Here is a 13,499-nt window from a genome sequence, read left to right on the forward strand (position 1 = left end):
CGATTGCATCACTTTTCTTCATTCCTTTGGCGTCCCATTAGCAATTGCTTCGACCGTTTAATATACACATACAAACTGCCTGATCTTTTCTCTTTTACCGCAATATCATTATTTCAGCAGAATCAAATGCTGCGTGAATGACGATTCGTAAAAGGCCATCCTGCCATTCAAATGCTATTCGCATACCATTGAGGGCCACCTCGCGCGGACATTCCCGAAGATAGACGACAATGTGCGAATCTCTCGGGTGCTTGGCGCGGAAACATTTGAATATCACACGCGATTCATTGATGATTACATCGGAAATCAGTTGACGGCTTCCTGCAACGTGCATTGACACATCACCAATAACGGCGGCATCTGCAACAACAGGCGCTATAATCTGATAAAAAAACTTGCGTCGCGCCATGATATACGTCATCGATGTCTCAGCATCGGTTAAATAGCCGCATCTTTTAAAATAATCATAGACGTAATAGGTCATCGTTTCTGTGGTTGTAGATGCTTCTGTTGCAACTGTGGCGATTGTAGCTGCGGCGGTCATCATCTCATTTACGGCAACCTCCAGTGTTGCTTTTCGGCCAAATGGATGCACATTAAAGAGAAGCAAATAATAAATGGAATAGCCGTTTCTTTCTAAATCACGCAAATCTTTCTTAGATGCATCAGGATGCACACCTGCATAGGGCACACCTGCATAGGACAATTCTGAATAACTGTAGACGGCAACGCCGCGATCATTTTGAAGCAGTCTTGGATTGTACAGAAAGCATTTGTCCAGCGGTTGACACGGCACATCGGGTTTGACGATTTCGCCGTCGCTTAGCGCAACGCGTCGTATCAGCTCGATATTTTCACTGCCGATTTTATCGCCAAGTCCAATAGGGCCGCAAGACAGCCCAAGCCAAATGAATTCAAATTTTGCATAGCTTGAAAAGGGATGCATATGACTGCTGCCCGACAGCCGATTATCGTAAAAAGGATATTTCCCCAGCGCATGAATAAATGGACTCGCATAGAGATGCCACCACCAGCGATTGGTCCCCTCAATAAAAAAACTAGCCGAATCCGAGGTGCTTCGAATCGTGGTAACACTCTGCATGGCCACGCTGTTTAACGTCATGTGCGGCTGCGTCATACAGAGTTGAAGTGTCAAATGTCCGGTTGCATTATCCGATGATTCTATGGTGCGACAGGCTTCATCAAGACCGCTAAAGTAACCTTCCGATATCGCCAGATCGCGAAATGCCCGATGATGATCATTCATGTATTGAAGCCAATCGTGAATCACAAAACTCAGCCGCCATTTCGGATGGGCAAAAATCTCTAAAAACAGTTTTTTGGAGGCAGCTCTCGTCTTCGGAACGGCAAAAGTGTCGAGCACAAAATCACCGGGACGCGCCTCAACATAGATGGAATCGTTTGCGAGTTGCTTAAAATGACAGCCCAACGGCGTTCTCAAAATTGACTGGACGTGACTGATTCGCGCTTCATCAAAGAGCTTCAGCCGCTTATATTTTTGGAAAAACGGCAGCATCGCGTTAAAATTCTTACTGAGCGTTGATTCCTTTGGTGCCCAGTCTACAATGCCCGCCGTGTAATGATCTCCCTCTTTTTGATACCACCACGAATCCAGTTGATAGCTGCCAAAGGCGATACCAATTCGATCATGATGTGCTCTCAGTGCTGTAAGCGTTGCTTCATAGGAGGTCTTCCGATGCGTGTGATACCAGTAAGAGGCACCTGCATTAGTCCAATAGCTCAAATGCGTCAGCAGGACATCGGCATCTTTTGGTATAACAGATGTCCGATGCCGCACGCGGAGTATATCTCCCCATCGCGCAAGCGTACGATTGACACCACGTCCCAGTACCAGCACCGTTTGGTATTCCGTATCTTTTTCAATCATTTTAACAGCTCTTGGCAGGCCGCACTTGATCTCAGGCGGAAAGCTGTTGATACTCACCGTTCCATGCAATAGATGATTGAGTGGGGACAGTACAATTGTTTCAAACTGGCCATTTGTCACCATCAGCGGCGAGTGCTTGCCATCGCGCATCGGCTGCACAACCCGTCCCTGCCACATGAGCGGGTAGTTAAACGGCACCTGTCTTTTATAACTCAGCATCGCGCAGTCATCTGCCCAGATATCGCCTTCAAAATTCGGAAAGGCAATGTAGGGATGTTCAAAGATGGACTTTTTATTCTTTCCTTTGATTTTATAGTGATTGAGGATTTCGAAGATGATAAAATCCGAATACATTCTCACAATACCGGTAAATTGGCGCTTTTCATTTGCAGGACTCTGGTATAAAATTCGGTATTCGGTATATGATCCATATTCATTCGTCCCTTCAAGCTGTTTCACTTTTTGAGGTGTGGCCTCATACTTGCCAATGCGTGCCTTGATCCTGTTCCCAAGCATGTATTTGTTAAAAAAGTGTATTTCAAAATACCCCTTTGATTGATGGTATAAAAGATGGTAGTCCGCCATTTAATCGTCCTCCGCACTATTTAGCCTAGAACCACTGATTTCAAAATGACCGACTGGGAAGTCGACAATTCCATAGAAGGATTGTTCGTCTAGGAAACGAAGATCAATCTCAATGTGTACGATATCGATGTGCCACTGGAATACGATTTGCGATGCCTGCGTCATAACGGTTTCCAACTGCCACGATCGTTTCAGCCACTTCAATACTGCTGTATATCGTTTTTTATCTTTTACCTTTACGATCTCAAGCTGTGGCTTGAATCCCACTAAAAAAGGAAGCTTCACCTTATAAATACCTGCAAAGGACAATTATGCAATCTCCTTTCCAAGTATTGTCGAAGGTTCCGCTTCCCGATGTGATATGATAATCGAATCAAATAGTGCTATAAGCTGTTCAAAGACGCTTTGCCAGCTCCTCGCTTTCACAAGCTGCATGCCCCTTAACGCAAACGTCTTTCGAATCGCCGGCTGCATCATGTTCGAAAGATAATGATTAAAACTTTGTGAATCTCGAGGTTTTGCCAAATAACCGCTTTCATTGTGAACAATCAAATTTTTCACACCGCCTTCATTCACCCCCAGAACCGGCAAACCTGACGCATAAGCTTCCAGTACCACATTGCCAAACGTCTCAAACGATGACGGAAAGACAAAAGCATCTGCCGACGCATAGATTTCAGCGAGTGCTTCATCTTTTTTGTATCCTGTAAAAATTACATTCTCCGGCATCTCTTGTTTCAGATGATTCATCATTGGGCCTTCTCCTGTGATGACGAGCAATACCTCATCTCGATACTGTGCATTAAGATAACGCATTCCCTCAATCAATAAAAACAGATCTTTTTCATAGGAAAGCCGTCCAACATAGAGCAGCACCGTTTTGCCGTCAGCCTGCCATGCAGCACGTAGCGCATCACTTCGTTTTTTAGGTGAAAACAGCGCTTCATCAATGCCGCGGCTGAACAGTGCAACACGCTTAATCCCTTTACCAAGCAGTTGTGTCTTCGTCTCAAGTGAAGGCGTCACGGTCAATTGCGCTTCATTGTGAAACCACAAGAGGTACTTTTCCAGTGATTTTTCCAAAAACCACAGATTATAGGCTTTTAAGATGGTGCCGAAGTTGGTTGAATAGTTGGAGACAACGGGAATATTATGTTTTTTGCCGTACATTAAACCCGTCAGTCCCATATTGAATTCTGTCATTAGAAAGATAATATCGGGCTGAAAATCAGCGAGTTTTTTGGTAAGCTTGCCCATATTGGGGAGTGTAAAACGACATTCAGGGTAGAGAAAAAATGGGGCGGAGAAAAAGCTTTCAATATGATAAGGCGTTGATTCCATACCATTTTGTTCCGGCGTTATGAAGAGGTGTTCGTGTCCGTTCGCTCTTAAAAAATCGCCAAATCGGCTCAGTGTATTGGTAACACCATTAACTTGCGGAAGGAATGTATCCGTAAAAATCGCGATGCGCATCATAGACCTCCTCTGTTTTTTCAATCATCAATTCACCCATCAACTGCTTAATAGTGCTAAACGCAAAGGCTATATCCGTTTGATATGTTTCTGGATGCTGTTTGTAAAAGGCAATCCTATCCATCAAATGGCACTTGACGGTTTCAGGCGAATACCCTAGAAACAGCGTGTCCCCGTTTTCGAGCCATGCCTCAACAATTGATAAACTCCGATCATTCTTAATTTGTGCCTGTATTGCAAAGTGCAGCTTGAATTCATAAAAGAGATGCGCCATAATATTTGCTTTAATATAAGGCTGCTTTGCATGGTATTTACAAAAGTAGTCACATAGAAAATGACATGAAATACCAAGCGCCAATGACCGTTCTCGCCTTGTCAGAGCAGTATTCTGTGCTGTCAGCATGTTTTCATAAAAAACAGTAAATGTCTCCTCAAAATGGTGCTTAAGATTCGCCATTTTTGAAATATCCGGTTTAATATTGCCATAGATAAAGGCAAATCGATCAATTTTAAATGACGGTCGTCGCTTCTTCATTTGTTTTATATAGTATTGGCCGATCTTTATATGTGTAAAAACCACCATCTTTAGCACCCCCTTTTTCATAAAAATAACATTTCTATGTTAAAGAATGTGCAGAGAATTGTAAGCGTCTGATTAAATCAAAGCAAAATATAAACGTTGATCTCTTTTTGTCGTTAACCCTTCATTCTGCTTGATCATTAAAAAAAGCCAAGCATCTAGATGCTTAGCTTTTAATCGAGATTGAAATTTAACGATTAATGTGCAGGAGACCCGTCTCAAAATGTGATTCTTGCTCAATATTATAATCGTTAACGCCGCTTGAGGCATTACGACAATACCTCAACACTTTTTTAATGACTATTTGATGCAATGCTATTGTGTCACATTCTCCAAAAGCACTTTGTTCGCTTCAAAGCCTTCCTGACAAAGTGTTTTGTATTCATCTCCCGAGATATAGGATGCCGGCAATTGCAGTTTGACCATTAGATCTTGGAACTCCTGATCTTCAAATGCCTTTGCAAAAGCTTCTCTCAAAATTTTTAAGTTTTCTTCTGAAATACCTGCTGGCGCACCCAGTCCAACATAGGATTGTATCGATGCATCTTCATAACCCAGTTCCTCTAAAGTCTCAACATCCGGTGCCTCATCCCATCGTTTTGAACTCGCAGATGCCAACAGTTTCAGCTCTCCGGTTTCAAGAAACGGCACAACACTTGAAATAATGCCCACGGTTGCTTCAACGTGACCGCCCAATACCGCCGTCACCGCATCACTACCCGAGCTAAACGGTACGTAATTAAAGATGACATCTTCTTTTTCCGCTATTTTTTGCATCGCAAACGGCTGCGGATAACCGGATGCACTGAAAGCCATACCACCATTTTCCCGTGCCGCATTTACCAAATCTTCTATGGTATTATAAGGTGAGTCACTCTTGACGGCAATACCATAACGGTATTCACCATAACCCATGATAAAATCAAAATCATCAATGGTATACGGCACCGTCATTTGGTACGGCAAGATCGCCAGTGGCGAGTAAGTCAGCGTGCCAATGGTATAGCCGTCATTTTTACTGTTTTGAACTTCAATAACCCCGGTACTGCCGCTGCCGCCGGATTTGTTTTCAATGGTCACCGGTACCCCAAGCGACGCTTCTGCTGCTTTTGCCAATGCCCTTGCACTGAGGTCTGTAGACCCGCCGCCACCGTAATTGACAACGAGCGTGATGGCTTCAGCGGGAAATTTTTCCTCTGTCTTTGTCTGTGTACAGCCGCTGAAAAGTACCAATGTCATACAACAAACCAATAACAATGCCATAAACTTCTTCATCATAACCTTTTCTCCTTCATCATTTTTATAGTTACTACCGTGCGTCGGCAATATGATAAATCTGTGCTTGCTGCTGATTTTACAAAATCGCTTGCTGTTTTTCTCTTTGACGCTCTTTGCGCTTCCTGTTTAAAATATTGTAAACGGAATACAGCGTAATCAGCCAGAAGACCCAAGTAATTGGTGTTGAAAAAAAGATACTCAATTGATTATTTGAAATGAGCAACGCCTGCCTGAGGTTGAGCTCAAATATTGGCGAGAGAATAAATCCGATCATCATCGTCGCCGGTGAAAAATCAAATTTCACCATGATATAGCCAATGATAGCAAACATCATCATAATCCATATGTCAAAAATACTTTGATTGAGTGCGTAAACGCCAACGATACAAAACATGAGTACCACCGGATAAATGATCGTCGTCTCCAGTCGTGCGATCCTTGAAAATCCCTTATGGGTCAGCATAACAATGATAAACAGCACGATATTTGACAGAATAAGCCCCGCATAGATGCTGTAAACCAATTCGGGAGCTTCTCTAAAGATAAGCGGTCCCGGCGTTAACCCTTGGATCATAAAAGCGCCTATGAGAATTGCAGCAACCGTATCCCCAGGGACACCAAGGGCGAGCAGCGGTATTAAATTCGCACCGCAAACCGCATTATTCGCCGTTTCTGCAGCGGCAATCCCCTCTAGTGATCCCTCCCCAAAAAGATCTGGATTTTTCGAATTTCGCTTGGCCATATCATAGCCGATATATGCCGCCAACGTTGGGCCAAGGCCCGGAAGAGAACCAATACCGCATCCAATTAAAGCAGACCGCATCATGCTCTTAAAACTCTGCTTCATCTCTGAAAATGACAGGCGATCATCTTCTCGGCAGGTTGGCGGCGGCAAATGTGCACTGACTCGCCCCATTGATACGGATTCAATTTGTCTAAATATTTCAGATACGGCTAACGATCCAATGAGCATGACGACAAGGCTAAGGCCGCTTCCCAAGTAGGGAATCCCAAACGTAAACCTCGGAACTGAATAAATGGGGTCGAGCCCCACCATACCAAAGAGAAGTCCTAAAATACCGCCAATCAATCCTTTGATCACAGATTTCCCTGCCGCAGAGGCAATAATCGTCAGTGAAAAGATCATGAGCACTGTATATTCCCCCGGACCAAATTTTAGTGCATACCTTGCAATAGGCTCAGCAATGATAATGAGGACAATTGAGCTGAATAGGCAGCCAAATATAGAACTCGTAATCGCCATTTTAATGGCTTTGCCGGCCTTGCCCTGTAGCGCGAGTTTAAAACCGTCTGCCGCTGTTGCCGCGGATGCAGGTGTTCCCGGCGTCGCAAGCAGGATGGCCGACAGACTCCCGCCAAAGATACCGCCGTTGTATGCACCGAGAAGCATTACCAGCGATTGAACGGGTGTAATATAAAATGTCAATGGAATAATAAGCGCAATTGCCATTGTCGATGTCAATCCGGGAATCGCACCCATGATAAGCCCTAATGCAACACCGCCTATTAAGAATATTAAATTGTGAATATTGAGAACAATATCACCAAACCCCTGTAACAATAATAAAAACAAACGATCCCTCCCTTACATACCATCGTCATATTCTTTATGGCAAATGTATTTGCATGAGCTTTGTAAAGAAAATCATAATCCCCAGCGGTACGAGAACAGATACCCCAATCAATTTTATACGATTTCTTTGACCAAAAGCATACATAAGTGCCGCCAATGATGCCACAGTCGTTATCATATAACCGATATGGGAAACGACAACCGTGTAAACAATCAATACTCCTAAAGAGAAAAAGACCAGTTTCATTTCAGAAAGTGCTACCTTATAAACTTTCTGATTGGCTTTATGCCGATTTAAGTGCCCAGTAACGCTCAGTGCAATCGACAGCACAAACATGATAATCGCCAAAATTTTAGGCAGTGTCTGCGGCTCTACAGGCACTTTTTTAACATGCCCGATCTGAGATGGGATTACCCAGAAATATAACAAAAGCGTCAAGAGACCAATAACGATACCACCGTACTTTTCAACGCTGCTCTCTTTAATTTCCAATTTTAATCCCCCCTTAATATATATTCTCAAATGCGACGGACATGCCCATGCCGCCTGCAATACAAATGGTTGCCAATCCAAAGGCACTGTCTCTGCGCTTCATTTCATGAATCAACGTCGTCACAATACGGCCACCTGAACAGCCCAGCGGATGCCCCAGCGCAATGGCGCCGCCATTGACATTGACAATTTTCTCATCAAACCCAAGTCTGTCAATGCAGGCAATGGTCTGTGCAGCAAACGCTTCGTTGATTTCGACTAATGACATATGTTTGAGACCAATGCCTCTGGGTTTCAGCATTGCCATTAATTTTTCTGTCGATGCCACAGGACCGATCCCCATCATTCTCGGGTCAACACCTGCCGCAGCACCTGCCAAGATCTTCACTAACGGCTTTAAGCCCAGTGTTTTCGCTCGTTCCGCTGACATCATCACCAATGCCACGGCACCATCATTCCTGCCAGATGCGTTTCCGGCAGTCACCGTTCCCTCTGGCATAATGGTGCGAAGTTTTGAAAGTTTTTCCAAACTGGTATCCCGCCGTGGAAATTCATCGGTGTCAAAGAGCAGCGGCTCTCCTTTTTTCTGCCGAATGACAATTGGTAAAATCTCATCCAAAAATCGGCCTGAATCAATGGCCGCAGTAGCTTTCTGCTGACTTTGAAGTGCAAATAAGTCTTGTGCCGCTCTGGAGATATCATATTGTTTTGCCACATTTTCAGCCGTCTCAATCATATTGAAGACGCCGAACTTATCTGCCGGTTGAGATCGTGGCTGACTCTCAACATTAGGATCCAACAGCATGGTATTGCCACTTCCAAGGCCATAACGTGCATTTCGGATATAAAATGGCGCCGTACTCATGCTTTCAACCCCTGCTGCGATTACAATATCAGATAATCCCGTCTGTATCTGCATCATAGCATTTAAAATAGCCTGCATGCCGGAGGCACACTGTCTATGAACCGTATAAGCCGGCATATCAATAGGGAGATCTGACATCAACGATGCCACTCTGGCAATATTGGGTGCATCGGTTGACTGCTTAGCCTGTCCACAGATCACTTCATCAATTTCTGATTTATGGATCCCCGTCGCTTTAACCACACCGTCAATAACAATACTCGTCAGGGCTTCAGCCGACATACCGCCAAGCGTTCCACCCAGTTTGCCAATTGGCGTTCTCAACGCTTCTACGACGACAACCTCTCTCATACGCTTTCACCTCCTTATAATGATCTAAATCTGCTCATCCATCAGCGATTTCGTTGCTTTTAATACTTTTAGCAGCATTTTATCGCGTTTCTTTTGAACGTCCTCAGCAGATCGTCCTTGATAATCATAAAATCCTTTGCCTGTTTTGACGCCAAGTTCGCCGCGTTCAACTTTGTCAAAGAGACAAGGTGGTCTCTCAGGCATTTCAGGCATTACGTAACTGCCGTTGATAATATTGTTGGCACTGATGTCCAATCCTGTAAAATCGTAACGCTGTACCAGCCCCAAAACCATGCCTCTCAGCATAAAACTCGACTTAACCGCCAGATCAATTTGTTCCGGCGTACAGTAACCATTATCGAGCAGATAAAAAATCTCTGTATTCAAAATAATTTGGAAGCGATTAATCATATAACCCGGCAAAAATTTTTCGAGCTTCACAGGAACTTTCTCGCATTTGGTTAAAAGCGACATGACCGTGTTCAGCGTCTCCTCCGATGTCTGTTCATTCACTGCCACTTCTACCAGCGGTACAATATGCGGCGGTGCAAAGAAATGCGCGGCAGCCATTGATCGAAGCCTTCTCTCAGGCATTAGTGAAAAGGGATTGAGTGCCGATGCGTTGGATACGATAATAACATCTGGCGAAAGCAGTGCATCCATTTCCCGATAAACCAATTGTTTAATCTCCGGTTTCTCGGAAACGGATTCGATGACGAATTGTGCGTCCGCGACTGCTGCCGCCATTGTATCGACAATGGCAATACGGTCAAGCACAGCTGTGACTGCTTCGGCTGCTAAATACCCTTCTTCAACAAATGTTTCCAGATTGACGCGGATCATCTTTTTAGCATTTTGGCGCTTTTCAGTATCAATATCAAAGAGTACAACTTCATATGCGTGCATTGCAAACACTTGTGCAATCCCCGGCCCCATTGTGCCGGCGCCAATAATAGCAATTTTCTTAATCATTTCAAGTTTCATATATGCAGTCCTTTGTTTTATTGGGGCGCCTTCGCAAGCCTAAAATCTGTCTCGCTTCCTCAGCGGTCGCAATCTCACGCCCTGCCAGTTTAGCGATTTTAACAGCTCTTGTCACAAGCTGTGCATTGGTTGCCAAAACACCTTTTTCTAAAAAAATATTATCTTCTAACCCCACTCTGAGCCCGTTGCATCCCTCCGCAAGTCCTGCGAGCAGCATTGGCAGATGACTTTTGCCAATCCCGGTTATCGACCACGTCGAATTAGGCTGAAGTTTAGGCAGCAAATAGGCGAGACTTTCAACATTCCCGGGCATACCGCCCGAAACCCCCAAGACGAACTGGTAATGCAGCGGTGGTTTTAAATCGCCTTTACGTACATAATAATTGACATTTTGAATCATGCCGCCGTCAAAGATTTCTATTTCGGGTTTGACGGCCAGTGTCTGTGTGAGCGTTCCCAGCGTCTCTAAAAATTTCGGCGAATTTAGAAAGACATAACTGTTCGCCCAGTTCATAGAGCCGGGATCAAATGAACACATTTCCGGCTTGAGAACAGGTAAATGCGCCAATCGCATTTCATCTGAAAAGGCGCTGCCGGATGTAGTAAGATTCAGAACGACATCGAGTTGTTCCTTTTCAAGTGCTGCTTCTACTTTCTCTACAACTGTTACAAAGCGCTCTGTCGACATTGTATTCTTGCCTGCATCATCCCGCACGTGAATATGTGCAATCGCCGCACCAGCCTTCGCTACCCTGACGACATCTTCGGCAATTTCATCCGGTGTAATGGGCACATAAGGCGTTTGTGCTTTTGTCGTTCCCGCACCGCACAGCGCCGCAGTGATTATAAGCTTTTCCATGCAAACCTCTCTTTCCATCATTTTTCTTGCACTTTACTATAAAGCAATTATCGCGCCAAAATAAAGACTGCCGTATCCGAAATGCCTAAGCGCTGTATTTTAGGCGTTTCTACTAAAAAACAGCAAGCATCTCCACCGATATTTAAGTTTTTTTTTAGGTTGTTTATTAGGTTTTCAGGTGATATGATAATATTGAAATGCGCTCCAACGATCGGTCTCAGTCGCATTTGAACAGAACATGAGTCGACTATAAATGAGATTTAAAACAAGATTTGAATAAATTTTGAAAGCCTTTGAAAGCAGTCTAAACAGAGTATAAATGCGGCATCAAGAGGTTTAAAAGGGTATTTAGAGACTTTTAGACATTTTTAATGAAGGGAGTCTGAACAATGAGCAAAAATATTCTCGTCGTATCAACACGAAAAAAGGCAGCACTTTTTATTAAGGAAACGTTGCATTATGTCATCGGCGACGATATCAACATCATCGTCTATTACTTCACCATGGACAATGAGCCCTACCTGCTAAAGCAGCTTAAAAGACCGCTCGATGTCATCGTCGCTTCCGGCGAAGTCTCTTATGAACGGATTAGTCATTACAACCACCACGTGAAGACCTTTATCGCCATGCGGGATGTTTCTGAACCGGAATACTTTGACAAAGTGTTTCTCATTCCGAAAGGTAAGCGCGTACTTGTCGCCAATGAGACTGAAAAGGGCACTTATGAGACAATCCAAGCACTCGAATCCCTTGGAATCACCCATTTAACCTACGTCCCCTACTGGCTGAACTGCGATGTAGACTATTCGGACATTGATATTGCCATCAGCCCCGGTATGCTCGACATCTGCCCGCCTGAAATTAAGGAAAAAATAGATATCGGCATGCGTCAGCTCGCCATCTCGTTCTTCATCGAACTCCTAACCCATTTGGCATTCGACTTAAACCTGCTCGAAAAGTACCTCTATAAACAGAAACAGCTCCTGATTTCTACGTATCAAAAACTGAGTGTTGAATACCTAAGAGCCGAACGGCTTAAAGATTCACTGCAAACCATCATTAACGAATTAGATGAAGCTATTATCGGCGTCAACCAGCAGCATCGCATCACCGAATTTAACAAGACCGCTGAAAGACTGCTTCATTTGAGAAAAGAACAAGTTTTGCACCGAACACTCCAAGATGTTTTCAAGACCAAAGAGCCTATTGGCACATTCCTGTCAAAGCACAACAACATCGTCCTCCTACAAGATAAACAGATCTTCATTAATTTTGTCTCGACGACCAGCGACAATATTTCAGGCGGCATCTATATTCTGAGAGAGGTTAAGAAACTGCAAGAAAGCGAGGAACACGTTCGCCGCATTCTCTACAAAAAAAATTACGCTTACAGCGCAAGGTATCATTTCGAAGAGATTGTCGCCAGGAATTCGGAAATGATGAGCATTATTCAAAATGCTCAATTTCTGTCAAAAGCCGATTCGACCATTTTAATTACCGGCGAAAGCGGTACGGGTAAAGAAGTACTGGCACAGTCTATTCACAACGCTTCTCCACGTCGAAATCAACCTTTTATCGCCGTTAACTTTGCGGCGATGAACGACAACCTCATTGAAAGCGAGCTGTTCGGATATGAAGAGGGGGCTTTTACCGGCGCCAAAAAAACCGGTAAAAAAGGGCTTTTTGAATTGGCACACAACGGCACGATCTTTTTAGATGAAATCGGCGATTCTTCGTTATGGGTTCAGTCTAGACTGCTTCGCGTATTGGAAGAAAAAGAAATCATGCGACTGGGTGACACGAAAATCATTCCCGTTGATGTCAGGGTTATTGTTGCAACCAATAAAAATTTATTATCACTGATTAAAGACGGTAAATTCCGTGAAGATTTATACTATCGGCTTAATGTTTTTAAGGTACACATCCCACCGCTCAGAGAGCGAAAGGAAGACATACAGCCCCTCATCCGCGCCATTATGAGAAACTACCAGTTCGAAAAAACCTTTTCAGAACAAGCTGAACAGCTGGTCATGGCCTATCACTGGCCGGGCAACATTCGTGAGCTGCGCAATATGGTGGAATATGTCGCCGTCAAAACGCAAGGCGATACCATTGATCTAACCGATCTCCCCTATGACTTGCTGCATTCAAAAAACATTTCGTCAGAAATTGCTTTTCGCACCGATGAAATCACGAAACTCCTGCTTCAATCGTTTGACCCATTTGTTATTCGATTCGTCTTGAGGATCGCCTCGGAAAATCTGCATGCACCGACAAAAATCGGTCGTTCTCGTATTAAACTGTTGCTGGCAGGTCACGACATCACCATCAGTGATTCTAATTTAAAGACACTTTTGAAATATCTAAGTGAATACGGCCTCGTCTCTATTGGCAAGACTAAACAAGGCATGGTGATCACACCTGCCGGCGAAACTTTTCTCGCAAAATTCTAAAATTTAATAGGCAAACAAAAAAATCAGCACAGTCACATGCTGATTTTTTTGAAAAAGTTGGGGGAAACAATTTGG

At 43.9% G+C, this 13,499-nt stretch carries 11 protein-coding genes; 1 reads left to right on the forward strand and 10 read right to left on the reverse strand.

The window, feature by feature from the left end; translation table 11 throughout:
• Positions 1-94 precede the first annotated feature (94 nt).
• The 10 genes from KHM83_RS01095 to KHM83_RS01140 all read right to left on the reverse strand — a co-directional run bounded on the left by KHM83_RS01095 (position 95) and on the right by KHM83_RS01140 (position 10,971).
• On the reverse strand, positions 95-2,494 hold the full coding sequence (locus KHM83_RS01095; protein ID WP_213235047.1) for a hypothetical protein: 2,400 nt from the start codon (positions 2,492-2,494) through the stop codon (positions 95-97).
• Positions 2,495-2,803, reverse strand: a complete 309-nt coding sequence (locus KHM83_RS01100; protein ID WP_213235048.1) for a hypothetical protein — start codon at positions 2,801-2,803, stop codon at positions 2,495-2,497. It abuts the gene before it with no gap.
• Positions 2,804-3,967 (reverse strand): glycosyltransferase family 4 protein, encoded by a 1,164-nt coding sequence (locus KHM83_RS01105; RefSeq protein ID WP_213235049.1) that lies wholly within the window; start codon positions 3,965-3,967, stop codon positions 2,804-2,806.
• The gene (locus tag KHM83_RS01110; RefSeq protein ID WP_213235050.1) at positions 3,924-4,550 is read right to left on the reverse strand and encodes a zinc dependent phospholipase C family protein; all 627 of its coding nucleotides are present in this window, start codon (positions 4,548-4,550) and stop codon (positions 3,924-3,926) included. The genes KHM83_RS01105 and KHM83_RS01110 overlap by 44 nt, the downstream gene beginning before the upstream one ends.
• A 312-nt stretch (positions 4,551-4,862) precedes the next feature.
• On the reverse strand, positions 4,863-5,825 hold the full coding sequence (locus KHM83_RS01115) for a tripartite tricarboxylate transporter substrate binding protein (protein ID WP_213235051.1): 963 nt from the start codon (positions 5,823-5,825) through the stop codon (positions 4,863-4,865).
• Positions 5,826-5,901: 76 nt separating this feature from the next.
• A complete protein-coding gene (locus KHM83_RS01120; protein ID WP_213235052.1) occupies positions 5,902-7,419 on the reverse strand; it encodes a tripartite tricarboxylate transporter permease in 1,518 nt (505 codons plus the stop codon).
• A gap of 34 nt (positions 7,420-7,453) precedes the next feature.
• A complete protein-coding gene (locus KHM83_RS01125; RefSeq protein WP_213235053.1) occupies positions 7,454-7,912 on the reverse strand; it encodes a tripartite tricarboxylate transporter TctB family protein in 459 nt (152 codons plus the stop codon).
• 13 nt (positions 7,913-7,925) lie between these two features.
• Complete coding sequence (locus KHM83_RS01130; RefSeq protein ID WP_213235054.1) at positions 7,926-9,128, reverse strand: thiolase family protein; 1,203 nt, start codon at positions 9,126-9,128, stop codon at positions 7,926-7,928.
• A 24-nt stretch (positions 9,129-9,152) separates the two neighbouring features.
• A complete protein-coding gene (locus KHM83_RS01135; RefSeq protein ID WP_213235055.1) occupies positions 9,153-10,112 on the reverse strand; it encodes a 3-hydroxyacyl-CoA dehydrogenase family protein in 960 nt (319 codons plus the stop codon).
• Positions 10,102-10,971, reverse strand: a complete 870-nt coding sequence (locus KHM83_RS01140; protein ID WP_213235056.1) for a beta-keto acid cleavage family enzyme — start codon at positions 10,969-10,971, stop codon at positions 10,102-10,104. Before KHM83_RS01140 ends, KHM83_RS01135 begins: the two co-directional genes overlap by 11 nt.
• A 389-nt stretch (positions 10,972-11,360) precedes the next feature.
• On the opposite strand from KHM83_RS01140, the gene KHM83_RS01145 reads away from it, so the two are divergent.
• A complete protein-coding gene (locus tag KHM83_RS01145) occupies positions 11,361-13,424 on the forward strand; it encodes a sigma-54 interaction domain-containing protein (RefSeq protein WP_213235057.1) in 2,064 nt (687 codons plus the stop codon).
• The last annotated feature ends 75 nt before the right edge of the window (positions 13,425-13,499 follow it).

The organism is Fusibacter paucivorans (assembly GCF_018390735.1).
Taxonomy (GTDB): Bacteria; Bacillota; Clostridia; order Peptostreptococcales; family Acidaminobacteraceae; genus Fusibacter; species Fusibacter paucivorans.